The 24,602-nt window shown below is 65.1% G+C and carries 22 protein-coding genes; 19 read left to right on the forward strand and 3 right to left on the reverse strand.

The features are described 5' to 3' along the window. Nucleotide 1: 1 nt before the first annotated feature. Genes D4Q52_RS01750 through D4Q52_RS01780 form a run of 7 tightly spaced genes read left to right on the forward strand, consistent with a single transcriptional unit; the run spans nt 2 to nt 8,099 of the window. Entirely contained in the window at nt 2–922 is a 921-nt protein-coding gene (locus tag D4Q52_RS01750; protein ID WP_119854790.1) for a carbohydrate ABC transporter permease, read from the forward strand. Then, nucleotides 919–1,758, forward strand: a complete 840-nt coding sequence (locus D4Q52_RS01755) for a carbohydrate ABC transporter permease (RefSeq protein WP_119854791.1) — start codon at nt 919–921, stop codon at nt 1,756–1,758. Before D4Q52_RS01750 ends, D4Q52_RS01755 begins: the two co-directional genes overlap by 4 nt. Continuing rightward, complete coding sequence (locus D4Q52_RS26870) at nt 1,755–2,807, forward strand: ABC transporter ATP-binding protein (protein ID WP_119854792.1); 1,053 nt, start codon at nt 1,755–1,757, stop codon at nt 2,805–2,807. Before D4Q52_RS01755 ends, D4Q52_RS26870 begins: the two co-directional genes overlap by 4 nt. A 4-nt stretch (nt 2,808–2,811) precedes the next feature. After that, nucleotides 2,812–3,588 (forward strand): GntR family transcriptional regulator, encoded by a 777-nt coding sequence (locus tag D4Q52_RS01765; RefSeq protein WP_119854793.1) that lies wholly within the window; start codon nt 2,812–2,814, stop codon nt 3,586–3,588. A gap of 36 nt (nt 3,589–3,624) precedes the next feature. Further along, complete coding sequence (locus D4Q52_RS01770; RefSeq protein WP_119854794.1) at nt 3,625–5,268, forward strand: arylsulfatase; 1,644 nt, start codon at nt 3,625–3,627, stop codon at nt 5,266–5,268. A 57-nt stretch (nt 5,269–5,325) separates the two neighbouring features. Beyond that, nucleotides 5,326–6,303, forward strand: a complete 978-nt coding sequence (locus tag D4Q52_RS01775; RefSeq protein WP_119854795.1) for a formylglycine-generating enzyme family protein — start codon at nt 5,326–5,328, stop codon at nt 6,301–6,303. After that, nucleotides 6,300–8,099, forward strand: coding sequence for a chloride channel protein (locus D4Q52_RS01780; protein ID WP_119854796.1), 1,800 nt, complete (start codon nt 6,300–6,302; stop codon nt 8,097–8,099). Before D4Q52_RS01775 ends, D4Q52_RS01780 begins: the two co-directional genes overlap by 4 nt. Nucleotides 8,100–8,102: 3 nt before the next feature. On the opposite strand, the gene D4Q52_RS01785 is transcribed toward D4Q52_RS01780, so the two are convergent. Then, nucleotides 8,103–8,351, reverse strand: coding sequence for a hypothetical protein (locus D4Q52_RS01785; RefSeq protein ID WP_182915195.1), 249 nt, complete (start codon nt 8,349–8,351; stop codon nt 8,103–8,105). A gap of 132 nt (nt 8,352–8,483) precedes the next feature. Between D4Q52_RS01785 and D4Q52_RS01790 the strand changes: the two genes are divergently transcribed. The 4 genes from D4Q52_RS01790 to D4Q52_RS01805 are packed head-to-tail and all read left to right on the forward strand — an operon-like array spanning nt 8,484 to nt 14,025. Continuing rightward, a complete protein-coding gene (locus tag D4Q52_RS01790; RefSeq protein ID WP_182915196.1) occupies nt 8,484–9,605 on the forward strand; it encodes a pyridoxal phosphate-dependent aminotransferase in 1,122 nt (373 codons plus the stop codon). 18 nt (nt 9,606–9,623) lie between these two features. Further along, nucleotides 9,624–11,699: a hydantoinase/oxoprolinase family protein gene (locus D4Q52_RS01795; protein ID WP_119854798.1), complete on the forward strand. Its 2,076-nt coding sequence runs from the start codon at nt 9,624–9,626 to the stop codon at nt 11,697–11,699. Nucleotides 11,700–11,731: 32 nt separating this feature from the next. Beyond that, nucleotides 11,732–13,303: a hydantoinase B/oxoprolinase family protein gene (locus tag D4Q52_RS01800; RefSeq protein ID WP_182915197.1), complete on the forward strand. Its 1,572-nt coding sequence runs from the start codon at nt 11,732–11,734 to the stop codon at nt 13,301–13,303. Between the two features lie 5 nt (nt 13,304–13,308). Then, nucleotides 13,309–14,025: a maleate cis-trans isomerase family protein gene (locus D4Q52_RS01805; RefSeq protein ID WP_119854800.1), complete on the forward strand. Its 717-nt coding sequence runs from the start codon at nt 13,309–13,311 to the stop codon at nt 14,023–14,025. Between the two features lie 44 nt (nt 14,026–14,069). On the opposite strand, the gene D4Q52_RS01810 is transcribed toward D4Q52_RS01805, so the two are convergent. After that, on the reverse strand, nt 14,070–15,443 hold the full coding sequence (locus tag D4Q52_RS01810; protein WP_119854801.1) for a PLP-dependent aminotransferase family protein: 1,374 nt from the start codon (nt 15,441–15,443) through the stop codon (nt 14,070–14,072). A 417-nt stretch (nt 15,444–15,860) separates the two neighbouring features. Between D4Q52_RS01810 and D4Q52_RS01815 the strand changes: the two genes are divergently transcribed. From D4Q52_RS01815 to D4Q52_RS01845, 7 genes are all read left to right on the forward strand, one after another. Further along, nucleotides 15,861–17,432: a TCP-1/cpn60 chaperonin family protein gene (locus tag D4Q52_RS01815; protein ID WP_119854802.1), complete on the forward strand. Its 1,572-nt coding sequence runs from the start codon at nt 15,861–15,863 to the stop codon at nt 17,430–17,432. 58 nt (nt 17,433–17,490) lie between these two features. Beyond that, complete coding sequence (locus D4Q52_RS01820; protein ID WP_119854803.1) at nt 17,491–18,576, forward strand: ABC transporter ATP-binding protein; 1,086 nt, start codon at nt 17,491–17,493, stop codon at nt 18,574–18,576. 24 nt (nt 18,577–18,600) lie between these two features. Further along, complete coding sequence (locus tag D4Q52_RS01825; RefSeq protein WP_119854866.1) at nt 18,601–19,794, forward strand: twin-arginine translocation signal domain-containing protein; 1,194 nt, start codon at nt 18,601–18,603, stop codon at nt 19,792–19,794. Nucleotides 19,795–19,880: 86 nt separating this feature from the next. Beyond that, a complete protein-coding gene (locus D4Q52_RS01830) occupies nt 19,881–20,738 on the forward strand; it encodes an ABC transporter permease (protein WP_182915198.1) in 858 nt (285 codons plus the stop codon). Continuing rightward, nucleotides 20,735–21,535, forward strand: coding sequence for an ABC transporter permease (locus D4Q52_RS01835; RefSeq protein WP_119854804.1), 801 nt, complete (start codon nt 20,735–20,737; stop codon nt 21,533–21,535). Before D4Q52_RS01830 ends, D4Q52_RS01835 begins: the two co-directional genes overlap by 4 nt. A gap of 45 nt (nt 21,536–21,580) precedes the next feature. Next, nucleotides 21,581–22,153 (forward strand): amino acid synthesis family protein, encoded by a 573-nt coding sequence (locus D4Q52_RS01840; RefSeq protein WP_119854805.1) that lies wholly within the window; start codon nt 21,581–21,583, stop codon nt 22,151–22,153. Nucleotides 22,154–22,206: 53 nt separating this feature from the next. After that, nucleotides 22,207–23,406 (forward strand): amidohydrolase family protein, encoded by a 1,200-nt coding sequence (locus D4Q52_RS01845; RefSeq protein ID WP_119854806.1) that lies wholly within the window; start codon nt 22,207–22,209, stop codon nt 23,404–23,406. A gap of 84 nt (nt 23,407–23,490) precedes the next feature. On the opposite strand, the gene D4Q52_RS01850 is transcribed toward D4Q52_RS01845, so the two are convergent. Next, on the reverse strand, nt 23,491–24,015 hold the full coding sequence (locus tag D4Q52_RS01850; protein ID WP_119854868.1) for a GNAT family N-acetyltransferase: 525 nt from the start codon (nt 24,013–24,015) through the stop codon (nt 23,491–23,493). A gap of 269 nt (nt 24,016–24,284) precedes the next feature. Between D4Q52_RS01850 and D4Q52_RS01860 the strand changes: the two genes are divergently transcribed. Continuing rightward, complete coding sequence (locus tag D4Q52_RS01860; RefSeq protein WP_119854807.1) at nt 24,285–24,581, forward strand: type II toxin-antitoxin system HicB family antitoxin; 297 nt, start codon at nt 24,285–24,287, stop codon at nt 24,579–24,581. Nucleotides 24,582–24,602: the final 21 nt, after the last annotated feature.

Genomic DNA, 24,602 nt, shown 5'->3' on the forward strand with positions numbered 1-24,602 from the left:
GATGACGACGACCGACATCGCGAGCGCGCCGGCGGGCAGCGGCTATGATCGTGAGCTGGCGCGGCGGGAGCGGAGGTTCGCCTCCGCTCTGCTGGCACCGGCCTTCGTCGCCCTGACGGCGACGACGACGTTCCCGCTGCTGTATCTGGTGTGGACCAGCGCCCACCGCGTCGATCTCGCGATGCCGTTCATGAACGGCTATGTCGGTCTCGAGAACTACACGGTGCTGCTTGCCGACGACCGGTTCTGGTCGTCGCTGCTGGTCAGCCTGATCTACACGGGCTCCACCGTGGTGCTGCAGGTCGTCATCGGACTCGCGCTGGCGCTGCTGGTGATGGACATGAAGCGCGGGCAGGGCTGGTTCAGGCTGATCGCGATTCTGCCGGTGGTGCTGTCGCCGGCGGTGGTGGGCATGATCTGGCGCACCTTCATGCTGGCGCCGGAATTCGGCATCGTCGATTTCCTCGCCATCAATGCCGGGCTCGGCAGCCAGAACTGGCTCGGCGAGCCGAAGCTGGCGATGCTGTCGGTGATCGCCATCCACACCTGGCAGTGGACGCCGTTCGCCTTCATGGTGCTGCTGGCCTCGCTGGCGTCGCTGCCCGACGATATCTACGAAGCGGCCCGGCTCGACCGCGCTTCGGCGTGGCAGCGCTTCGTTCGGATCACGCTGCCCTTGCTGCGGCCCGCCATCGTCATGGTGATCATCATGCGGACGATGGTGGCGCTGACCGCCTTCGCGGCGATCTTCACGGTCACCGCGGGCGGACCCGGCACCGCGACGGAGATCCTCAACCTGTACGCCTACCGCAAGTCCTTCACCGAGCTGTCGTTCGGCTACGGATCTGCACTCGCCGTGGCGCTGCTGATCGTCACCATCCTGATCTCGGGCGTGCTGTTCGCGCTGCGGAGGTCGAAATGACCGGCAAGCGGCTGCGTATCATCGCCGTGACGGCAGTGTCGCTGATCTTTCTGCTGGCCTGGGCGTTCCCGATTCTGTGGAGCGTGCTGAACTCGCTCAAGACCGATCAGGACGTGCTCGCCTATCCGCCCAAGCTGCTGTTCGCCCCGACGCTCGACGCCTATCGCGACGTGCTGTTCGGCTCCAGCTCGATCCTGCCCAATCTCGTGTCCAGCATGATCATCTCGGTCGGCACCACGATCATCACCATGGTGATGGCGGTCCCGGCAGCCTATGCCCTCGCGCGGCTGCGCTTTCGTGGCAAGAAGGCGGCCGGCTTCTACGTCCTGGTGACGCAAATGCTGCCGCCGGTCGGGATCATCATTCCGTATTTCATGATCCTGCGGAATATCGGCTGGATCGACACCTATCAGGGCATCATCCTGATCTATCTGTCGTTCTCGCTGCCGTTCGCGATCTGGCTGCTAGTCTCGTATTTCGAGGATATTCCTTTCGAGATGGAAGAGGCCGCTTATCTGGACGGCGCATCACGTATGAAGACGCTGTGGCGGATCATCATTCCGCAGGTGCGCGGCGGCATCGCCGTCACCGTGGTGTTCGTGTTTCTCAACGCCTGGAACGAGTTTCTGTTTGCCGTCGTGCTGAGCGGCAACACGGTGCGGCCGGTGACGGTCGCGATGTTCAATTTCGTTTCGGTCGAGCAGACGCTGTGGACCAAGCTCGCCGCCGTCTCGGTGCTGGCGATGCTGCCGGTCATCATTCTCGGGGTGGTGGCGCAGAAGCACATCGTCAAGGGATTGACGGTGGGCGCGGTCAAGGGAGGAGGGCGCCGATGAGCGGGCGTGGTCAAGTCAGTTTCCGCAACATCGAGCGGACTTACGGCAGTTTCGCTGCGCTGAAAGGCGTCAACTTCGACATTCGCGAGGGTGAGTTCTTCGCGTTGCTCGGGCCATCCGGCTCCGGCAAGAGCACGACGTTGCGCATCCTCGCCGGTCTCGATGCACCGACCTCCGGGCAGGTGCTGATCGACGGTGCGGACGTTACGGCGGTGGATGCGCGAGACCGCGATATCGCGATGGTGTTTCAGAGCTACGCGCTGTATCCGCACATGACGGTGGCGCAGAACATCGCGTTCCCGCTGGAGATGTCGCGGCTGCCGAAAGCCGAGATCGGACCTGCGGTGCAGGATGCGGCCCGCAAGGTGAAGATCGAGCATCTGCTTGATCGCAAGCCGGGGCAACTGTCCGGCGGTCAGCAGCAGCGCGTGGCACTGGCGCGCGCGATCGTGCGCAAGGCCAAGCTGTTCCTGCTCGACGAACCGCTGTCCAACCTCGACGCCAAGCTGCGGCTGGAAACCCGCGCCGAGCTCAAGAAGCTGCAGCGCGCGCTCGGCGTCACCGCGGTCTACGTGACCCACGACCAGGAAGAAGCGATGACGCTGGCCGACCGCATGGCGGTGTTCATGGGTGGCGAGATCCAGCAGATCGGCACGCCGGCCGAAGTGTTCGCCCGGCCCAATTCCATCGACATCGCCGGGTTCATCGGCAACCCGCCGATGAATCTCATTCCGGCGCGCTACGTCGATGGCGACGTCATCGTCGGCGGTCACCGGCTCAAGACTGGTTCGACGCTGACCGGCGAGCGTGACGTGGTCGTCGGCCTGCGGCCCGGCGCGCTGCGGGTCGCAGCCGACGGCGTGCCCGCGCGCGTCGATCTGATCGAGGATCTCGGCGACACGGCCATCCTCGACCTCGATTGCGCCGGGACGCTGCTGCGCATGCGCGTGTCGGACATCGAAATCCCGAACGAAGGCGACACCATCAAGGTGACGGCACGGCCGCAGGACGTTCACCTGTTCGATCCTGCGACGAAGGCCCGTCTGTGACGCCATGCCGGTGACACCTCGCGCCAGGACCAAGCCTCGCAACGGGGCCGCCGCGGCACCGGCAGCGGACACGCCGCTGCACATCCAGATCCGCGAGGCGATCCGCAGCAAGGTCAAAGCCGGCGAGCTGATCGACGCGACCGGCCGGTTGATGACCGAAGCTGAGCTCGGCGCGCATTTCGGCGTCAGCCGCATCACCATCCGCAACGCCATCGCGCCGCTGGTTGCCCAGGGCATGTTCGACCGCTCGCGCGGTCGCGGGACCTTCCTGCGTTCGAACCAGCCGGAAAACTGGGTTGGCCGGCTGATGGGCTTCTCCGAAACCATCCGCGATGCCGGTTACACCGCCGGCGCGCGCGTGTTGCAACAGGGCATGACCAACCGTCACGATGCCGCCGTCCGTGACGAACTGCGCGAGCGCGCGGTGTGGCAGTTGAAGCGGGTGCGGCTCGCCGACCAGACGCCGATCGCCATCGAGCACGCGTTCTATCCACCGGACATCGGGCTCGAGCTGGAGAAGCGCGACCTCACCGACATCCTGATGTATCGCGTGTTCGAACAGGAGCTCGGCCTCGCGATCAAGGATGCGCGCCAGAGCATCGGAGCCGATCTCGCAGACGCCGCCAGCGCCGAGCTGCTCGGCGTCACGCCCGGCGCACCGCTGCTATCGATCGAGCGTGTCACCTTCGGAGAGGACGGCCGCGTGCTGGAGTTGCTGCGCGCCGTCTATCTGCCCGACTATTTCCGCCTCAGCATCAGCCTGACGCGGCGACAGACCTGATAACCCCGGATCCAACAACAAACGAGAAATGACGCTATGGCGAACGGTGCGAAGTCTCAACAGGGCCCCAACATCCTGCTGATCCTCAACGACGACATGGGGTTCTCGGACATCGGCTGCTACGGTGGCGAAATCGACACGCCGAATCTCAATCGGCTCGCGGCGAGCGGTCTGCGCTATTCGCAGTTCTACAACACCGCGCGCTGCAGCCCGTCGCGCGCCTCGCTGCTGACCGGCCTGCACCCGCACCAGACCGGCATCGGCATCCTGACCTACAGCAACGGCCCGGAAGGCTATTCGGGAAACCTGAACAAAAGCTGCGTCACCATTGCCGAGGTGCTGAAGCAGGCCAAGTACAAGACCTACCTCAGTGGCAAGTGGCACATCGCCGCCAGCCTCACCGAGCCGACCGATGCCTGGCCGCTGCAGCGCGGGTTCGAGCACTTTTACGGCACGATCATCGGCGCCGGCAGCTTCTATCATCCGAATACGCTGACCCGCGGCAATGACAATGTCGAGCACGAGGCCGTCAACGATCCGTCGTTCTTCTACACCGACGCGATCAGCGATCAGGCCGTCAGCTACATCCGGCAGCACCATCAGAAGCACGCCGCGCAGCCGTTCTTTCAATACGTCGCCTACACGGCGCCGCACTGGCCCCTCCACGCCCACGAGGAGGATATCGCCAAGTACAAGGGGCGCTTCGACGCCGGCTGGGATCAGCTTCGCGAGGAGCGGCTGAAGCGGCTGGTCGAGGATGGCCTGATCCATCCGAACTGGCGGCTGACGGATCGCGATCCGAGCCAGCCGCCTTTCACCGAGGCCGAGCATCGCGACTGGACGTTGCGCTGCATGGAGGTCTACGCCGCGCAGATCGACCGGATGGATCAGGGCATCGGGCGGATCATCGCGGCGCTCGAGCAGACCGGGCAACTCGACAACACGCTGATCATCTTCCTGTCGGATAACGGCGCCTGCGCCGAAGACATTCCGGAAGGTGTCACCGCCAAGGAACTCGTCGACGAACTGATGATCGCGCAGGCCAAGACCCGCGACGGCCGGCCGGTGAAGTTCGGCAACGATCCATCGCTGATGCCGGGCGGCGAGGACACCTATCAGAGCTACGGCACCGCCTGGGCCAATCTGTCGAACGCTCCGTTCCGGCTTTACAAGCACTGGGTGCATGAGGGCGGCATCGCCACGCCGTTCATCGTGCACTGGCCGCAAGGCATCAAGGAGAAGGGCGGGCTGAGACATAATCCGAGCCAATTGCCGGACGTGATGGCAACGATCCTGGAAGTCTCCGGAGCTACCTATCCGACCGAATACAACGGCAACACGATCTTGCCGTGTGAAGGCACAAGTCTGGTGCCGTCATTCGCCTCGGCCTATGGCGAACGCGGGCCGCTGTTCTGGGAACATGAGGGCAACGCCGCGATACGCGTCGGCAAGTGGAAGCTGGTGCGCAAATATCCCGGCCCGTGGGAGCTGTACGATATGGAGACGGACCGCACCGAAATGCACGATCTCGCCGCCGAGCAGCCCGATCGCGTGCGCGACATGGCGGCGCAATATCAGGCATGGGCCGATCGCTGCGGCGTGATTCCGCGCGAGAAGATCCTTGAATTGATGAAGGCCGAGGGCGGCAACGCGTTCTGGGAAGAAGACAAGCAGAAGTAACCGCGCAACATCTGCAAGACGCAAGGGCGTCGCGCGACCATCGCGAGGAAGCGGCCGATGGCCGGGAGCCGATCGGGTTGTTGTAGCCAGGGCCGCGCCGTCGATACGTCGGCGGCTTCGCGCGAACCTGCGCCCGATGTCGTCGTTCCGAGCCTCGAGGCGATCAAGCGGCGCTGGAGTGACCCGCTCGGCGGCAGCTTCCGGATGGGCTCGGATGATCTTCGCTTTCCCGCCGACGGCGAAGGTCCTGTACGCCGCGTGACGGTGTCGCCGTTCCGTATTGCCTGCTACACGGTCAGCAATCTGCAGTTCGGCGACTTCGTCCGCGCCACCGGCTACACGACGGACGCCGAACGCTACGGTTGGAGCTTCGTGTTCGAAGGCCTGCTTCCGCCGGACAACCGGGGCGGGCTCGGGCGACGGGTGCAGGAGACGCCGTGGTGGCTCCCGATCGCGCATGCTTACTGGGCCCAGCCCGAAGGGCCGCAGAGCAGCGTCCTGGGCCGGCTCGACCATCCGGTCGTGCATGTGTCCTGGAACGACGCCAAAGCGTATTGCGACTGGTCACGGACACGGCTGCCGAGCGAGGCGGAGTGGGAATTTGCCGCGCGTGGCGGCCTCGATCAGGCAACGTTCGCCTGGGGCGACGAACTCACGCCGGACGGCGAGCATCGCTGCAATATCTGGCAAGGTCGCTTTCCGGATCTCAACACGGAAGAGGACGGCTACTACGGCACGGCGCCAGTGCACGCCTTCGCGCCGAACGGTCATGGACTCTACAACGTCGCGGGCAATGTCTGGGAGTGGTGCGAGGACACGTTTTCGCCGCGCTATCACGACGTCACCGCGGCCATTGATCCTCTGCATACCGAGCCGGCGCCGAACCGCTCGATGCGCGGCGGCTCGTTCTTGTGCCATGCCTCCTATTGCAACCGTTACCGTGTCGGCGCGCGCAGTTCCAACACGCCCGACAGCTCCGCCAGCAATATCGGCTTTCGGGTCGTGGACGCCACGGCCGCCGGACCCGGCCGATGACCATCGTGACGCCGCCAAACCCCAGTCAGCCGGCAGTTGCAGGCGGTCCGCGCCTGCTTCCGGTGGCGCTGCGCAATTTCGTGCGCAATCGAGAGACCGGGCTCGTTCTCATCGCCATGGTGGTCGGACTGCTCAGCGGATTGCTGGTGGCGGCGATCTCGACCCTCAGCCAGCTCGCGCACGGGCTGCTGTTCGACATTCCGTACGACAGCCATCTCAGCGCCACCGGCGTCATCTCATGGCAGCGCACCTTGCTGATTCCGACGATCGGCGGTGCGGTTCTGGCGATCGTCGCGCTGATCTTCGCCCGCCGTGTCAAAGGCCAGCAACTCGCCGACGCCATCGAGGCCAACGCGTTGTACGGCGGCCGTGTCTCGTTTCGCGGCAGCCTGTTGATCTCGATTCAGACACTCCTATCCAACGGCTTCGGCGGCTCGGTCGGTCTCGAGGCCGGTTACACGCAGATCTGCGCCACCTTCGGCTCGCATATCGGTCAGCGGCTCGCCGCGCGGCGTAGTGATATGCGGCTGCTGGTCGCGTGCGGTGCCGCCGGCGCGATCAGCGCGGCGTTCTCGGCACCCCTGGCCGGTGCATTCTACGCCTTCGAAGTCGTGCTCGGCGCCTATACGGCCGCCGGCCTCATCCCGGTGATCGCCAGCGCGGTGGCCGCCTGGCTGGTGGCGCGGCATCTGACGCACACCTCGTTTCTGATGGTGCCCGGATTTCCTTCGCCCGTCTCTGCGGAAATGATCATTCAGACGGCGCTGATCGGCGTGATCTGCGCGTTCGCCAGCATCCTCGTGATGCTCGCCGTGGCGTTCTCCGAACGCTGCTTTCAGCGGCTGTCAGTCTTCAAGGGCATGCTCAGGCCGGTGGTCGGTGGCGCACTCTTGGGCGGCCTCGCTTTGTTGACGCCGACCGTCCTCGGTGCGGGACATGGCGCAATGCAGATTCTCCTGGTGAGCAACCCGACTTGGCTGCTGCTTGCCACCACCATCATCTTCAAGATGATGGCCTCGGCGATCTCGCTCGGCTCCGGCTTTCGCGGCGGCCTGTTCTTCGCTTCGCTGCTACTCGGCGCCCTGATCGGCCAACTTTACAGCGTCGTGATGAGCGTTCCGTTTCCGACCTCGGCGCTGCAGCCCGGCACCGCGGCGATCGCGGCGCTGGCGGCGTTCGGCACCGGCGTGATCGGGGCGCCTTTCAGCATGGTGTGTCTGGCGCTGGAAATCACCGGCGACTTCTCCGTCACGGTCGGCGCGGTCGTCGCTTCGGCGGTATGCGCGCTGATCGTGCGGGAGCTGTTCGGCTACAGCTTTGCCACCTGGCGCTTCCATCTGCGTGGCGAAGCGATCCGCGGTCCGCAGGACGTCGGCTGGACGCAGCAGCTCAGCGCCGCCTCGCTGATGCGCACCGATTTCGAGGGGGCCCTGTCGACGGAGACGATCGGCGAAGCGCAGAAAATGTTCTCGCCGGCGCGCGTGCGCCAGATCGTGTTGCGTGAGCCCAATGGCCGTTACGCCGGTCTCGTCACCTCGGCGAACCTGCATTCGGTGACGAGCCAGACCGATCAGCAACTCGAAACCCTGGCGCAGCAGCGGGAGGAGTATCTGCTCCGCGGCATGTCGATCCGCGAGATCCTCACCGCGTTCGAGCGCAGCGAAGCCGACGTGCTGGCGGTGGTCGACCGGCCGGATCACCTGATGGCGATCGGCACCGTGAGCGAAGCCCACGTGCTGCGCACCTACGGCGAAGAGCTGGAGCGACGAAATCAGGAGCTGTTCTTCCGGCAGTAGCCGCTAGGGCCGCAGATCCATCTCGATGCGGACGAAATCGCCGCGATAGGTGACCTTGGCCAGATGGATCACTTTGCGGTCCGCCATGGCGAAGACGCGGCGAACCTCGGCGACCGGGGAGTTCGGCGGCACGCGCGGCAGCTTTGCGACTTCGAGCTCAACGGTGCCGATGGTGAGCCGCCGCAGTGCGCCGGCGATCCTGGTCCAGGCGAGCGCAGCTCGGTCAGGATCGGAATCAACGTCGTGGCGCAAGCGCTTCGGCGACTTTCCAACCTACAGACAATCCATATTGTACTACTGTACAATTAAATCGTACTGCTACATAGTTCGAGCGTCTTCGAGCGGTGGTCGGCTGTCGATCGTCGGAACATAAGGAAATTCATGATGGTCAGCGTCGCTGCCCCTGCGCTTGTCGAGAACGAACCCTACACGCCGGGTCTCTCGAGCGAGTACGTTTCGAACAAGTTTGGCGTGGCGCTGGCGGAGATTGCAAAGCTCGGTTCGGCCGAGAATCCGTTCGGTCCGTCGCCGAAGGCGTTCGATGCGGTTCAGAAGGGCCAGGCCCGGTTGTCGCTGTATCCGGAGTGGACGTCGAAATCGCTGCGCGCGGCGATCGGCAAGAAATACGGCTTCGATGAGGACTGCGTGGTGTGCGGCTCCGGCGAGACCGAAGTGATCTCGTTCATTCTGCGCGCCTATGCGGGGCAGGACGATAAGGTCCTGATGTACGAACCGTGCTTTCCGATCTACCACATGTTCTCGGAGAACGAGGGGCGGACCGCGGTCGGCGTGCCGATGGGGCCGGATTTCGACTTCGCCATCGACAGCTACATCGCGAAGATGCAGGAGGTGAAGCCGAAGATCGCTTTCCTCACCAATCCGCACAGCCCGAGCGGGCGGCTGATGACCGACGATCAGATCCGCGCCGTCGCCAAGGCCGCGGGCGACGATACGCTGGTCGTGCTGGATGAGGCCTACATCCACTTTACGCAGACTCAAGGCGGCATGCACCTGACCCGCGAGTTCAGCAATCTGATCGTGCTGCGCACCTTCTCGAAGGCGTTTGGTCTGGCTGGCCTGCGCCTCGGCTTCGGGATCGCCGCCAACAAGCAGCTGATCACGCCGCTGCTCAACATCAAACCGACCTGGAATCTCGGTCCGATGCAGGTCGAGGCCGGCATCGCGGCGCTCGACGACGATGAGCACGTCGACCGTACCGTGGCGATGATTGCCGAGATGCGGGACTATCTGTATGGGCAGCTGAAGGGCCTCAATCGCTTCAGGATCGTTCCGGACTCCAAGAGCAACTTCTTCCTGATCGAGGTGCTCGATGCGGATCTCGACTCCACCAAGGTGTTCGAGGAACTGCTCAAGCGCGGCGTCATCGTGAAGGACGGCTCGGTGTCGTTCCGCGGTCTCGGCAAGCGCTATCTGCGGTCCGACTTCAGCCTCAAGAAGCATATGGATCGCCTGATCTGGGCGCTCAAAGAGATCGATGCGTCCTAACTGGATCATCACAGCAAGATGGGCGATCTTCTGATTGGCATCGACGTCGGCGGCACCTTCACGGACGCCATCGTCTTCAATGGAAGCAGCGGCAGTCTGCTGGCTGCTTTCAAGGTCCCATCCTCGACGGGCGAACCGGGCAGGGCCGTCGTCGATGCGATCGACAAGATCGCCCAGACCGTGTCGGTGGCGGGGGCCGTGGTCTGCCACGGCACCACCGTCGGCACCAACGCGCTGATCGAACGGCAGGGCAGCCGGACGGCCTTGCTCTCGACCGCCGGCTTTTCCGACGTGGTGGCGCTGCGCCGTCAGGATCGCCCGCTGCTGTACAGTTTCGATGTCCGCATCTCCGAGCCGCTCGCGCCGCGCGCGTTGCGGTTCGACGTGCCGGAACGCCTCGCGGCCGATGGCGCGGTGGTCGAGCCGCTGCAATCCGCCGGCATTGTGGAGCGCCTGCGCGAGGCAGGGGTCGAGGCCGTGGCTATCAGCTTTCTGCATTCCTATGTGAATGCCGCGCATGAGGACGCGATCGCCGCCGAGATCGAAGCGAGCCTGCCCGGCGTGTTCGTGTCGCGGTCGAGCGATGTGTGCCCGGAATTTCGCGAATACGAACGCGCCAGCACCACGCTGGTAAACGCCTATCTCGGCCACACCGTCAGCCGCTATGTGACGGGGCTCGACCGGGATCTGAAATCCAAGCGCGTCGAGCGCTTGATGATCGTCAAGTCCAATGGCGGACTGACGTCGCCGGCCAACGCCTCGCGCTATCCCGCTCACCTCATCGAGTCCGGCCCGGCCGCGCAATTGACCGCCGCGGCGGCCTTCGCCCGCGCCACGGGTCGGCCGAACCTCGTCGCCTTCGACATGGGCGGGACCACCGCGAAGGCCGGCGTGATCCGCAACGGCCAGCCCGAGATGGTATCGGAATTCTACGCCGACCGTCTCGTCGATGGCCGTGATGTCGGCGGCTATGCGATCCGCAGCGCGGTGCTCGATCTGGTCGAGATCGGCTCCGGCGGCGGCTCGATCGCCTGGATCAACGAGGCGAACGTGCTCAAGGTCGGCCCACGCAGCGCCGGCGCGGTGCCGGGGCCGGCGTGCTATGCGCGGGGCGGCGAATTGCCGACGGTGACCGACGCGCATGCGGTGATTGGAACGCTGACGGCCGAGCTGTTCGTCGAGTCCGGTGTGCGTTTCGATCGCGCATTGGCGGTGCAGGCGATCCAGCGTCATATCGCCGATCCGCTCGGATGGTCGGTGGTTCGCGCCGCTTATGCGATCATCGATATCGCGGTCGCCAATATGGCCGAGATGGTGCGTCTGGCGACGACGCAGCGCGGGCTCGATCCGCGCGATTTCGCATTGCTCGCATCCGGTGGGGCGGGGCCGCTACATGCCGCTGCCGTGGGCGCGGAGATCGGCGCACAGGAAGTGATCGTGCCGCCGTTCCCGGGCATGTTCAGCGCTCTCGGCGCCACCTTGGGGGCGATCCGCCACGAGGTGACGCAAACCCTGATGCGCGCTCTGCGCGATCTCGAGGCCGCCGAACTCGGCGCGGCCTTCGACCATCTCGCCGCCCGCGCGCATGACATCCTGGCGGCCGAACCGGTCGGCACCGCCGAGCCGCAATTGCAGCGGTTCATCGAGGCGCGCTTTGTGGGGCAACTGTTCGAGCTTCGCGTGCCCGTCGGCAGCCAGACCGAGCCGTTGCCGGCACTGGCCGAGATCGAGGCGGCCTTCCGTTCGCTTTATCTGGCAGAATACGGCTTCGAATTGCCGGATGCGCAAGTGCAGATCGTCAATCTTCGGCTGATCGCCACCATCGATCTCGGACACAGCGGCAGTCCGCTGTTTGTCGGCGAAGCCCGCGACTTACCCGATCCCAAACCACTGCGTGTGGTGACCATGCTGGCGCGCGATGGCGGCGAGATGGCCGTCCCGGTCTACGCGGCCGCCGACGTGATCGGAGGCTGCATGGTCGGCCCGTCGATCATCGAACATGCGGGCGCGACGGTGTGGATCCATGCCGGGCAGGCGGCCCGCATCGGGGTCAATGGTCAGGTGATCGTGTCGCTATCGGGGCAGGCGCAATGACAGACGCACGGAGCATCATCGACAGCGATCCGGTGACCTTCGAGGTCGTCCGCAGCGCGCTCTATGCGATTTGCGCGGAGATGAAGTCCGTCATCATGCGGACCTCGTTTTCACCGCTGCTCAGCCTGTCGGCCGATCTGTCCTGCGCGCTGCTGGATGCGCAGGGCAAGGTCGTTGCCCAAGGCCGCGATATTCCGGTCCACCTCGGCGCTGCGCCGTTCACGGTCCGCGCAGTATTCGCTGCGTTTCCAATTGCGGACTGGAAGGCCGGAGACGGGGTGATCGTGAACGACCCCTACGCCGGCGGCACGCATCTGCCCGACGTGTCGCTGATCATGCCGATCTTCCACGACGGGACCTTGTGCGGGTTCTCGCTCAGCCGCGTGCACTGGCCTGATGTCGGCGGCGTTGCGGCCGGCAGCTCCAGCGTGTCCGACGAGATCTTCAAGGAGGGCATCCGGATTCCTCCGCTGCGGATCATCGAGAACTACGCGCCGCGGGAGGATATTCTGGCGCTCATTCTCGCCAATGTCCGCGTGCCGCAGGATCGCCACGGCGACTTCCGCGCCCAGATTGCCGGCGCACGGCGTGCCGAGATCCGGGTGATGGACCTCGCCGCGCGCTACGGCGTCGATCGCCTGGCGCAGGTGATGGCCGACGCACAGACCTATTCGCAGCGCATCGTGCGGCGGCGCCTTGCTGATCTGCCCGATGCGATCGTCGAACATCAAGAGACGCTGGATGGCGACGGCATCGATCCCGATGCGCGTCCGACCATCCGGGCGCGCATCGAAAAGACCGGCGACAAGTTCATCGTCGATTTTTCCGGCTCGTCGCCCTGCGTGCGCGGGCCGATCAATTCGCCGATCGCGGTGACGGCATCGGCCGTCTACTACACGCTGCTCGCGTTCGCGGGCGGCGAGATTCCGCCGAACAACGGCGTCTACGACGTCGCGGACATCATCGCGCCGCCCGGCACGATCGTGAACGCGGCCTATCCGTCGCCTGTCGTCGCGGCCAATACGGAAACGTCGAACCGCATCGTCGATATTTTGCTGAGCGCGCTCGCCAAGGCTTATCCCGAGCGGACACCCGCGGGTAGCTACGGCTCAGCCTGCGTCTACACGCTCGGCGGCATGGACCCGCGCGCGAACCGGCGTTTCGTGCATTACGAAACCGTCGGCGGCGGCGCCGGAGCGACATCGACGGGCGCAGGGGCGGGCGGCATTCGTGTCCACATGGGCAACACGATGAACCTTCCGATCGAAGCCGCCGAGGTGGCGATGCCGATCCGCTTCCGGGCCTATGAGCTGGTGCCGGAGAGCGGCGGCGAAGGCCTGCATCGCGGTGGCGCTGCCGTTCGCAAGGTCATCGAAGTGCTGGTGGACGGCGTCGAGGCCTCGATCCTCGGCGAGCGCACCCTGTCGCCGGCCGGCGGCGTCGCCGGGGGCGGGGCGGGGGCTGTCGCGACGTTCACCTATCGATCGGCCGACGGGCAGGCACGTAGCTTGCCTGCGAAGAGCGGTCCGCATCGCCTGGCGAAGGGCGACCGACTTGAAATGGTCACGGCCGGTGGCGGCGCGTGGGGACAGAGCAAAGGATAAGCAGGATGGCACGCAACGCGGACACATCGTCAGCCGGTCAGCGCAAGCGGATCGCGCTGCTGGTTCCTTCCTCCAACACGATCATGGAGAACGACCTGCACAGCGCGCTGCCGCGCGATCTGTTCACCGTGCACACCGATCGGATGTATCTGGTCGAAACCACCCGCGAGGCCGAGATCCGGATGATCGAGGACTACGCGGCGGCGGGCGCCAAGGACCTCGGCACGCTCAATCCGGATTTGCTCGTGTTCGGCTGCACGTCGGCCGGATCGCTGTTCGGTCTGGAGTACGACGCCAAGACCTGCCGGCATCTCGGCGAGCTTGCCGGATGTCCGGCGCTCGGCGTGATCAACGCCGTGTCGGATGCGCTGGAGCGTGCCAATGCGCGGCGCATCGCGGTGATCACGCCCTATATCGAGGACCTGACGCAATCGGTCGCGAGCGCCATCAAGACCGACGACCGCGAGATCGTCGCCGCGCATGGCATGGACATCAGCGTCAACGTCGAGCTTGCCGATCCGACGCCGGCCGACATCGTCGCCTTTGCGAAGGAGAAACTGCAGGGTGTCTCGTTCGACACCCTGTTTCTGTCGTGCACGAATTTCCGGTCGTTCGAAGCCCGCGGCGAGCTCGAAGCCGCATTCGGCTGCAAGGTCATCACCAGCAACAGCGCGGTGATCGATGCCATTACGCGAATGTTCGCGCTCGAAGCCGCCGCATGAGGCGCGCGCGATCCGTGCGGTGTCGCGCCGTTCGGATCGCCCTGCTACGCGATGGTCGCGGACAGCCGCGGCCGTGCGCCGAACACGGCCCGGAATTTCGTCAGCTGATCCCGCAACTGATCGATGCTGTCGCCGCCGCCGAGACAGATGCGAATATAGCTGCGCTCGCGATCGAATTGTTGCTCGACTGCAAAATGATGGCCGGGCGAGACGCGGACACCCAGGGTCAGCAGCTCCGCAATGAAATCATCAAGCCGCCAGGCGTCGGGCACCGCTTGCCAGACGTGATAGCTGGCCAGCGCGGTCGACGGCTTCTGGCCCGTCACCTCCTTGAACACGATGAGCCGCCGCAGCGCTTCCTTCTGATTGGCCGCGATGCACCGATCGACTGCGCCGGATTCCAGCATGAAGCCGAACATCTCCGCCCAGAACGATGGCGCCGTCCATTGCAGCGCGATCAGCGCGTTCTGAATCGTCGGCAGATAGCGCTCGCTCGCCACGATCGTCCCCAGCCGAATTCCCGGCGACATGCATTTCGACAGGCTGCTGATGTGGATGCCGGTGTCGCGGTCGATCGCCGTGATCGGCGGCACGGTGTCGCCGGAGAGCATGCCGTAGATGTCGTCTTCGACGATGACGGCGCCATGCTCTTTGCAGACCGCCGCAATCTTGCGCCGGCGCTCCGCCGGCATCGACGCCGTGGTCGGGTTCTGCACCGACGCGGTGCAGATCAGCATCTTCGCGCCGGTCTTCTTCAGCTTTCTGGCGAGGTCGGCGGGGTCGAGGCCGTGATCGTCCATGGAAACGGCGTCGATCTTGACCTGGTTGAGGTCGCCGAGACGGCGGATGCCCGCATATGTATATTGCTCGCACAGCACGGTGTCGCCGCGATGCGCGAAGGCGTAGAAGCACGCCGCCAGCGCGTGTTGGGCGCCGTGGGTCAGCAGCAGCTCGGCGGGCGTCAATGAGAGCTGCCGCTTGCGCAGCCATTTCGCCATGGTGGCGCGATGCGCTTCGGATCCGGTCGCCGGCTCGTAGGCGCACAATAGCTCCGATGCGCGCCGTTGCCCGAGCTCCTCGAGCGCAGCGTCGAGAAACGGCTTTGACGGCAGCGAGGGGATCGTATTCAGGCTGAGGTCGGTCTGCGGACGGTCGGACTCCGCATGGGCGTCTCCGACCCGCACGAAGGTTCCGCTGCCGGTCCGCGACGTGACGATGCCGCGCTGGAGCGCTTCGCGAAACGCCTTGGTCACGGTGGCAATGGTGACGTGCAGCGCCTCGGCGATCTCGCGTTGCGGCGGCAGCCGGTCGCCGTGCTGCAGGGCGCCGCTGGCGATATCCGCCTCCAGCGTCTCCACGAGCGCGAGATATTTCGGCTTGTCGGTGCTCGAAATGCGCGGTTTCCAGGCCTTGGCCATGATCCAACCTTCTCGGTAGCGGCCGCAGAGCACGCGTTTCGCGCTCGGCGGCGAAGTCCATCTGCTGTTGAGTAGTTCAATTTCTACGCCAAGTCAAAATTGTACTACCTCATGGGCGCGCCGCCGGATCACAGCCGCTTGCACCGAATTCGAGCGCGAATGCACAGTAAATGCCCAGCATATGCTGCAATTTGCTGCTTTGCCGCAACTGCGGTGCAGCACAGAATGAGGCTGTTCGAACGAAGCTGCGTCATTGAGACTGTAAACTGCAGATGGATCAAACTTGCACTCGACAAATTGTCCTAATACGTTTTGATGGTCGCTGAGGTGGAAGACGCGAATGTGAGCCGGGTGCGGATGGGCAAGCCAAGGGTGGCCAATGGGTCGAGCTGATACGCGCGCTTCGAGGAACGCCTGATGCGTGGCCGCTCGATCGTGCAGGGCGATCAGGCGCGCGCGATCCTCGCCGCGTCGCTCGCGCAGGCGGCCCGCGCGGTCGCGGCCTCGCTTGGTCCGTCGGGCCGAGCGGTGATCTGGGATCGCGGCGCCAATTCGGTCGAGGCCATTCATTCGGGAAGCGCCATCGCGCGCGTGGTGGCAGAGCAGGCCGGGGCCTGGTCGATCGCGCCGCGCATTCTCGACCGCGTGCTCAGCGACGTCGCACGTGACTTTCAGGACGGCACGGCGCGGACCGCCTGCATCTGCGAGGCCATCTATGCGGCCGGCGTGCAGGCCAGCGCGCACGGCGTGCCGTCCGGCGCGCTCGCCGATGCGTTGCTCGATCTGTTGCCCGAGCTGGATGAGCTGCTGCAGCGCCAATCATGCGCGCGGCCCACGGATGCGCTGCTGGCGGAGGCGGCCTGTCACGATGCCGAGCTTGCCGAGCAGATCGCAGCGCTCGATGCGGCCGGCAGCGCCCTCGGCGTCGTCGATGTGTGCGAAACCGACAGGCGCGGCGTGACGACGACGTCGACCAGCGGCTTCGTCATCGACGTTCAGCCCTATGCGGTGGGCTTTGCGCCGACCGAACAGGTACCGATCACCATGCAGCGCGTCAGCGTGCTGGTGGTCAACGACATCGTCGACGGGTTCGGGCCATTCGCCAGAGTGCTGGAGCAGTTCGTCGAAAAGAACCGGTCGCTGCTGATCGTCGCGCGCGGCTTCGGCGATGAAGCGCGTGCAACCTTGCTGGCCAACCGCAAGGGACTTGGGCTGCATCTGCTCGGGCTCGTGCCGGAGGATGTCAGTACGCGCGCCGCAGGCGTGCTGGAGGATCTCGCCATCGTCAGCGGCGCGACGCTGATCGACGATCGCGTCGGGACCTCGCTCGCCGAGCTGCGCCCGGCGATGCTCGGTCAGGCGCAATCCGTTCGCTGGTCGGCCGGCCGCGCCATCCTGACCGGCACAATGGGTGCGCCGGATGTGATCGCACAGCATCGTGACGCGCTGCTGAAGGAAGCGGAGCGTCAGCGTTATCTCGAGCTCGACCGCGATCATCTGCTGCGCCGCGCGGCGCGCATGGCCGGCGAGTGGGCGGAGATTCATGTCGGTCCATGCAGCGGCGTCTCGGCCGCTGACCGGACCATCCAGGCCAAGGCGGCGCTGTCGGCGATGAAACAGGCATCGCTGACGGGCGTGGTGGCCGGCGGCGGGGTCGCGCTTGCGCGCGTCGCCGCGGCGCTCGAACAGCAGCGTCGCGACCGGCGCACCAATGACGCTTCTCACTTCGCGATCCGCGCGGTTGTGGCCGGCTGCCGCTCGGTGATCGACCGCATCGCCAGCAATGCCGGCGATGACGGGCGCAAGGCGGTTGCATTGGCATCCGCGCCGGCGCGGGAGGCCGCGGCCTTCGATGCCGCCAGCGGACGCGTGGTGCCGCTACGGGACTGGGCGATCGTCGACCCGCTCTCGACCACGCAGAGCATTCTCAGGCGCGCCGTGTCGGCGGCCGCGACGATGCTGCGCGTCGAGACGCTGGTCTGCACATGACGTCGCCTAACAGAACTTCGCCCACACCAGGCTTCTTCGAGCAGACGGATCGCGGCCAATGACCACGCAGAACGACATCATCCTCGACGCCGCCGAGATCTCTCACGTCTATCAGTCGACCTATGCGCTCGATCGGGTGTCGCTGCAGACCCGGCGCGGCGAATTCCTGACCATTCTCGGCGAGAGCGGCTCGGGCAAGACGACGATGCTGCGGGTTATCTCCGGCCTGGAGCATCCGACCGAGGCGGCGCGTCTCACCATCAATGGCGTCAATGTGCTCGGCGTGCCGGCCTCGCAGCGCGACTGCACGACCGTGTTCCAGAGCTACGCGCTGTTTCCGCATATGTCCGTGTCCGAAAACGTCGCTTACGGCCTGCGCCTGCGCAAGGTCGCCAAGGACGAGATGGCCAAGCGGACGCAGCAGGCGCTGGCCATGGTTCGGCTCGACCAGAAGGGCGAGCGCCGGATCAATCAGTTGTCCGGCGGCGAGCGTCAGCGCGTGGCGCTGGCGCGGGCGCTGGTGACGCGGCCGGCGATCCTCTTGCTCGACGAGCCGCTCGGCGCACTCGACGAAAAACTGCGCCAGGACATGCAGACCGAACTGATCGACATCCATCGCTCGCTCGGCACCACTTTCATCTACATCACCCACAGCCAGGAAGAGGCGCTCACCATGAGCGACCGCATCATCCTGATGCGCAAGGGGCGGATTGAGCAGAGCGGCGCACCGGAGGATCTGTTCGATCGTCCGACCAGCCGGTTCTCGGCCTCGTTCATGGGGTTCGAGAATCTGCTCGCCGGCTGCGTCGTCGAACAATCCGCCGATGGCAGCACCATCGTCGATGCCGGCGGCACGCGCCTGCGCGCGTTCGCAGCGCAGACCGAGCGGCCGGCGAAAGATGACGAAGTCGTCGTCGCGATCCGGGCCGAACGGTTGCTACCGGCGATGGCCAACGCCGCCGCCGATGGGCTCAACATCCTGCCCTGCCACGTCACCGGGCAGACCTATCGCGGGAAATACACCGACATCATCGCGGCCAGCGCGGCGGGAGACATCCGGCTGCGATCCTGGGAGCGCGGCGGCAACACGGCGTTCGATGCCGTCTCATGCAAACCGACCGACTGCATCATCCTTCCGAACTAACATTCTTCACAGCAGGAGATTGATATGGACGACAAGCTCTCGACCGTCTGTCAGCTCGAATTCGCCCGCCGCGACTTTCTGAAAGGCCTCGCAGCGGCGAGCGTGGCAGCGGCGCTGCCATCCGTCGCAGCGGCCGCGGAGACCAATGTCATCACCGGCTACGGCGTGACCACGGCGCAGCTGAAAGACTGGTCGGTGATGGAGAAATCCACCGGTCTGAAGATGCAGTTCTCCACCGTGGCCGGCAACGACATCGGCGCGCTGATCCGCGACGTCATCTCGTCCAACGTCGGCAACAAGGCCGATCTGGTGTTCTTCGCCGGCGGCAGCCACAACATTCTCGGCCCGCGCGGCCTGTATGCGGTGATCGACGAGAAACGTCCCGAACTGACGTTGTGGGAGCGGACGTCGGATGTGTGGAAGCGGTCGTCCGCCGTGGTCGGGCCGGACGGCAAGCAGTACGGCGTGCCGGTGACCGGCAATGCCGACAGTTTCGGATATTTCCCCGAGAAGGTTGGGGCGAATGCCGACGGCCAGCAGGACATCTCCTGGGAGATGCTGTTCGAGAACGAGCGGACGCGCGGCCGGGCTGCGTTCTCGCGCACCTGGAACTACTCGGCGCCGTCGACCGCGCTGTATCTGAAAGCCTCCGGCAAGGCCAAGATCGAGAATCCGGCCGACCTCACCGGCGCCGAAGCCAAGATGGTCGTCGACTTCCTGATCGAGCGCAAGAAGGCCGGGCAGTTCAAGACCCTGATCAATTCCTACGAGGAACAGGTGCAACTTTTGTCCTCGAAGGAAGTCGACATCGCCAATTGTTGGGAGCCGGCAACGCGCGACGCCAACAAGAAACTCGGCGATGGCGCGGTGCGCTATGCTTATACGGTCGAGGGCTACACGAAGTGGGGGCAGGCGGCCTACATCACGTCCCAGGCCACCAAGCGCGGTAATTTGGCGAATATCTACAAGACGCTGAACTACTTCCTAGGCGGTGAGTATCGCGCCTACCAGGCCAAGGAACGCGGCTATGGCGGCCCGAATATGGATCTCGGCGTGCAATACGCCATCGACAACAAATGGCCCGACGCGGATGTCGCGGCGCTGAAATCAGATCTCGCCAAGATCGAGCGCAAATACACCAAGCCGTTCGTGGCCAATTATGCGCCGTCGAACGCGGACGCGATCGAGCAGGAATGGCAGCGGTTCCTGAGCGCATGAGCAGCGTCGCCGAGACACACGAGCCCGGTCGCCCGCATGCGTTGCGGGCGGCCGGTACGGCCTCTTTCCCACGGGCTGGAGTAAGGATGCGCCGCGACCCGACGATTCCGCTGTTTCTGTTCGGCTGGGGGATGCTCGTCATCCTGCCATTGATCATTCTGTTGTGTTTCAGCTTTTTCGAAAGCCGAAACTTCATGATGATCTACCAGCCCTCGCTGCGCACCTGGACGGAGCTGTTTGCATCCGGGCGCTTCGAGGTGCTGTCGCGCACGCTCCGCGTCGGGCTGAATGCCACGATCATCGACCTCGTGATCGGCTTTCCGTTCGCGCTCTGGCTCGCCAAAGGCGGGGTCAGCAAGCGCACGCGCTCGATCATGATCACGCTGCTGACGATCCCGTTCTTCCTGGATCTGTCGTCGCGGATTTTCATCTGGCGGGGCGTTCTCGACGAGCAGGGGCTGGTCAACACCATCCTGCTGCATATCGGCGTGATCCAGACGCCGCTGCGCCTGTTGTATGGCGAGGCGACCGTCACCTTCGGCATGGTGCTGACCAACTTTCCGCTGATGGTGCTGCCGATCTATTCGGCCCTGGCCACGATCGACGATACGCTGCTGGCCGCGGCCGCCGATCTCGGCGCCTCGCCGGGCCGCATCCTGTGGGACATCGTGCTGCCGCTGGCGCTGCCGGGCGTCGTCACCGGCATCGTCTTCACGCTGGGGCCCGCGCTCGCGGCCTGGGTCGAGCCGACGATGCTGGGGGGCGGCTTCGTGACGCTGCTCAGCGGATCGATCGAAAGCGCCTATGAGGCGCTGCGCTATCCCACCGTGGCGGCGCTATCGAGCTTCTCGATCCTGGTCGTGTTCGTCATTCTGTGGGGCTTCATGGCGGTCTCGGGTCGCATCATCGACCTCAAATCCATGTTCCGGAACATCAACGGATGAGCATCCTGGTCGCGCCGCGTGCGGTTCAATCGTTCGGGAAATGGAGCGGGCTGGCGACGCTCGGCCTGATCTATTTCGCCCTGGCCTGGCTGGCCCTGATGTCGCTCAATCACGACCCGCTGTCGGGCGTGCCGGACGGACTGACGCTCGCCCACTACGCCGAACTGTTCGGCGAAAAGCGATGGGTCGATCCGTTGCTGGCGAGCATCATGATCGGCCTTCTCGTCGGCCTCACGGTGATGGTGCTCGCGACGCTGGTGGGCCGCGCGGTGCCGCGCTCGAGCAAGCCGGGGCGGATCGTGCTGATGTCGCTGCTGCCGTTGTTCATTCCCGGCATCGCGCTCGGCGCCGCGCTATTCATCTTTCTTCGGATGTTTCTGGATCTCGAACTCGGCTTCTGGTCGATCTTCATCGGGCACGTCGTCTGGGCGTTCCCGTTCTCGTTTCTGTTCGTGCTGGTGCTGACCACACGCTTCGACTATCGCCTGCTCGACGCCGCCGCCGACCTCGGCGCGTCGCGATGGCGCGTGTTCTGGGATATCGAATTTCCGCTGCTGCGACCCGGCGTGATCGGGGCGGGCATCTTCGGATTTCTGGTCTCGTTCAATGAAGGCCAGCGCGCGATCTTCTTGCGCGGCGATGCGACGACGCTGCCGATCTGGAACTGGATGATGGCATCGTCCGAACAGTCTCAGGTGCCGATCATCTTCTGCCTCGAGACCCTCGTACTGCTCGTGGCGCTGCCGACGATTGCGATCACGTTCTGGACCATGATGGTCAAGCTCGATCGGGACTGAGATCGGTCCTGGTTGCACGAAGCGAGCGAGGGGGAAGGCTGAAGCATGGATCTGAATATTCGCCGGTCCTATACGGTCGTCGAGGACCGGTGGGAGCTTGCCGGCCAACGCGTCGACGTGCCGGTTCGCAAGATCGCGGCGGTGATCGTGCTCGAAAATCCGTTCGTCGATCGCTACGTCGATGACCTCGATCCGTTGGTGAGTGCGAGTGTCGAACTCGGCAAACGGATGGCGCAGATGGCGCTCGACGCGCTCGGGTCCTATTCGGTCCAGGGATACGGCAAGGGTGGATTGGTCGGACTGCGCGGCGAAGCCGAACATGCCAGCGCATTACTGACGACTGCCTTCGCCAATCCTATTCGGGACGCGATCGGCGGGGGGCGCGCGTGGATTTCATCGATGGTGAAGATGGCCGCGCCGGGATCCGTGATCGATATTCCGATGAACCATATCGACGACGTCTATGTCAGGTCGCACTACGACGGCATGACGCTGTGCTTGCAGGATACGCCCATGCCCGATGAGATCGGCATCATCTTCTGCATGACGAGCGGCGCGCGGCTCAATGCGCGCGTCGGTGGGCTGACCCATCACGACGTGATGGCGCGGCGGACGTGACGCCCATGATCTGACCGAGACATCGGGCGCATAAGAGAAAGGTCAGAGTTCTGATGCGAACCGCGATCGTCAACATCGGGACCATCGTCTCCGGAGATCTGGCGGCGCCGTTCGTGCCGGGCGATGCCATCCTGATGCAGGACGGCCGCATCAGCGTCGTCGGGACGCTGTCGGCCGCGCAGGTGTCCTCGGCCGACGTGGTGATCGACGCGGCCGGCACGATCGCTATTCCGGGTCTGATCGACAGCCATGTTCATATCACCTTCGGCGACTACACGCCGCGCCAGCGGGTGGTCGGTTATCTCGAGAGCTACGTTCATGGCGGCACCACGACGGCGATCACGGCGTCCGAGGTGCATACGCCCGGCCGGCCCAAGGATCCGGAGGGCGTCAAGGCGCTGGCCCGCGCGGCACGCGCCTGCTTTCTCGATTATCGGCCGGGGGGAATGCGCGTCCACGCTGGCTCGGTGATCCTGGAGCCCGGGCTGACCGAGGCAGACCTCGCGGAATTGGTCGCCTCGGGCGTGTGGCTCGCCAAAGCCGGATTTGGGGCGTTCGAGACGCCGTTCGACTACGCGCCTTTGATGCTGGCCGCGCGGCAGGCCGGCATGGTGACGACGATGCACACCGGCGGCTCGTCGATCCCTGGCTCATCCGGCATCTGGGCGGAGCACGTTCTCAAATCAAACCCGACCGTTTCGTTTCACGTCAATGGCGGCCCCACGGCCATGCCGGAGGAGGGGTTCGCCCGCCTGGTCAACGAAAGCGACATCGCGCTGCAAATCTGCACGGCCGGAAATCTGCGCACCGCACTGCTCACTGCAAAACTGCTGGACGAGGCCGGGCAGCCCGAGCGCCTGCTGATCGCCACCGACACGCCGACCGGGAGCGGGATCATGCCGCTCGGCATGTTCTACACCATCAGCCATCTCGCCAGCCTCGGCGGCATGCCGCCGGAGCAGGCGATCGCGGCGGCGACGGGGAATAATGCGCGGGTCTATGGCTTGAACGCCGGAGTGATCGCTGTCGGCCGGGACGCCGACATCGTTCTGATCGATGCGTGTGCGGGCGGCTCCAGGAGTGACGCGCTGGCCGGACTGAGCAACGGCGACATTCCAGCCGTGGCCGCGGTGGTGAGCGACGGCATCCCCAGGCTGGTCGGCCGCAGCCGAAATACACCCGCGTCGATCCGGCAAGTCCGCGTCTCGGACACCAAGCTGCCACGCGATTTCTCGGGAGCGGCAACGCACTAAAGGCTGCCCGATGAAGCGCAGCGCAATCCGGGTCCGGCGTCTCGATCGGCTCAACACCCCGGATTTCGCTTCGCTGCATCCGGGCTACGCTTGCTTCTCGAATCTGAAGAAGCCGCCATCCGGCGGGCCGCCGCCATCGCCCGGATGGTGCGGGTCCGGATGACGGTCGCTGAAATATTCGACGATCTTGAAGCCGCACTTGTTGACGTAGAAGTGGATGTTGCGCCGCTCGAAATACGGCGTGTGGGTCTGCCAGACGCGCGTCTGCGGATAGCGCCGCTCGATCGCCCGCCATGCCGCGAGCCCAAGACCGCGGCCGTGCGCGCCCACCGCGATGAAGAAGAAGTCGAGCGAATTGCACTGCGTGACGGGATCGATCGTCACCACCGCGCCGCCGACCCGCGCTCCGCCCGCGACGACGTGATACACCACCGCGCCCGGCGCCGCGAGCGACCGCCGCACGTCGTCGTCCGACGGGATCGGCCCGTCCGTCAGCGCGCCGAACTGTTCGATCACCGCGACGGCGAACGCCTCCTGCAACTGCCGGCCGAACTCCGGCCAGTCGCGCTCGGCCGCCAATTCGAGTGTCACGCTCTGATCGTCCACCATCCGCTCCTGCCGATGCCGCGCAGCCGCATCGCGCCGCGTCGGGGCCGGTGCCATCGGCGGCGATGGTGGCGCCGATAAGGCGCGCGGGGTGCGGCAAAGTGGGAGGGGTCGGACCGCGGACGAGCGAAGCGACATCGCTAGCAAGGCCAGTCATCACCACTTTAAGCACCGGCCAGGGCTGGTAAGGTGACGGTCCCATATCCGAAGAAAGACCTGCACCCGAAGATTGTCCGTTCGGTGGTTCGGCAGGCAGGTCTGAAGGAGGTCCGGTGAGCTCCACATCCGGCTATCTCGCGCTGGTCTACAAGGACAAGGGCACGTCCTACGGCGTTGCCTTCCCCGACGTGCCCGGCTGCATCGCGGCGGGCGACACCTTCGAGCAGGCGATCGACAACGCCGCCGAAGCGCTCGGCGGCCACCTCGCGCTGCTGCGCGCCGACGGCGACCCGATCCCGCAGCCGCGCACCATCGAGCAACTCCGCGCCGACCCGGAATTTGCTGCAGACGCTGTCGATGCGGTGGTAGCGTTCGTCAGGCCGCAGACGGAGAGGGCGGCGGCGGAGTGATGATCGGTAGCCCGGATGAAG

Source organism: Rhodopseudomonas palustris (genome assembly GCF_003591005.1).
Classification (GTDB): domain Bacteria; phylum Pseudomonadota; class Alphaproteobacteria; order Rhizobiales; family Xanthobacteraceae; genus Rhodopseudomonas; species Rhodopseudomonas palustris_K.

Bases quoted from the DNA above. Each gene is read 5' to 3' on its own strand.
- D4Q52_RS01805 (WP_119854800.1), top strand. From the start codon at position 13,309: ATGGCACGCAACGCGGACACATCGTCAGCCGGTCAGCGCAAGCGGATC.
- D4Q52_RS01845 (WP_119854806.1), top strand. From the start codon at position 22,207: ATGCGAACCGCGATCGTCAACATCGGGACCATCGTCTCCGGAGATCTG.
- D4Q52_RS01770 (WP_119854794.1), top strand. From the start codon at position 3,625: ATGGCGAACGGTGCGAAGTCTCAACAGGGCCCCAACATCCTGCTGATC.
- D4Q52_RS01750 (WP_119854790.1), top strand. From the start codon at position 2: ATGACGACGACCGACATCGCGAGCGCGCCGGCGGGCAGCGGCTATGAT.
- D4Q52_RS01820 (WP_119854803.1), top strand. From the start codon at position 17,491: ATGACCACGCAGAACGACATCATCCTCGACGCCGCCGAGATCTCTCAC.
- D4Q52_RS01825 (WP_119854866.1), top strand. From the start codon at position 18,601: ATGGACGACAAGCTCTCGACCGTCTGTCAGCTCGAATTCGCCCGCCGC.
- D4Q52_RS01755 (WP_119854791.1), top strand. From the start codon at position 919: ATGACCGGCAAGCGGCTGCGTATCATCGCCGTGACGGCAGTGTCGCTG.
- D4Q52_RS26870 (WP_119854792.1), top strand. From the start codon at position 1,755: ATGAGCGGGCGTGGTCAAGTCAGTTTCCGCAACATCGAGCGGACTTAC.
- D4Q52_RS01835 (WP_119854804.1), top strand. From the start codon at position 20,735: ATGAGCATCCTGGTCGCGCCGCGTGCGGTTCAATCGTTCGGGAAATGG.
- D4Q52_RS01810 (WP_119854801.1), bottom strand. From the start codon at position 15,443: ATGGCCAAGGCCTGGAAACCGCGCATTTCGAGCACCGACAAGCCGAAA.
- D4Q52_RS01775 (WP_119854795.1), top strand. From the start codon at position 5,326: ATGGCCGGGAGCCGATCGGGTTGTTGTAGCCAGGGCCGCGCCGTCGAT.
- D4Q52_RS01765 (WP_119854793.1), top strand. From the start codon at position 2,812: ATGCCGGTGACACCTCGCGCCAGGACCAAGCCTCGCAACGGGGCCGCC.
- D4Q52_RS01795 (WP_119854798.1), top strand. From the start codon at position 9,624: ATGGGCGATCTTCTGATTGGCATCGACGTCGGCGGCACCTTCACGGAC.
- D4Q52_RS01850 (WP_119854868.1), bottom strand. From the start codon at position 24,015: ATGGTGGACGATCAGAGCGTGACACTCGAATTGGCGGCCGAGCGCGAC.
- D4Q52_RS01830 (WP_182915198.1), top strand. From the start codon at position 19,881: ATGCGCCGCGACCCGACGATTCCGCTGTTTCTGTTCGGCTGGGGGATG.
- D4Q52_RS01840 (WP_119854805.1), top strand. From the start codon at position 21,581: ATGGATCTGAATATTCGCCGGTCCTATACGGTCGTCGAGGACCGGTGG.
- D4Q52_RS01815 (WP_119854802.1), top strand. From the start codon at position 15,861: ATGCGTGGCCGCTCGATCGTGCAGGGCGATCAGGCGCGCGCGATCCTC.
- D4Q52_RS01790 (WP_182915196.1), top strand. From the start codon at position 8,484: ATGGTCAGCGTCGCTGCCCCTGCGCTTGTCGAGAACGAACCCTACACG.
- D4Q52_RS01780 (WP_119854796.1), top strand. From the start codon at position 6,300: ATGACCATCGTGACGCCGCCAAACCCCAGTCAGCCGGCAGTTGCAGGC.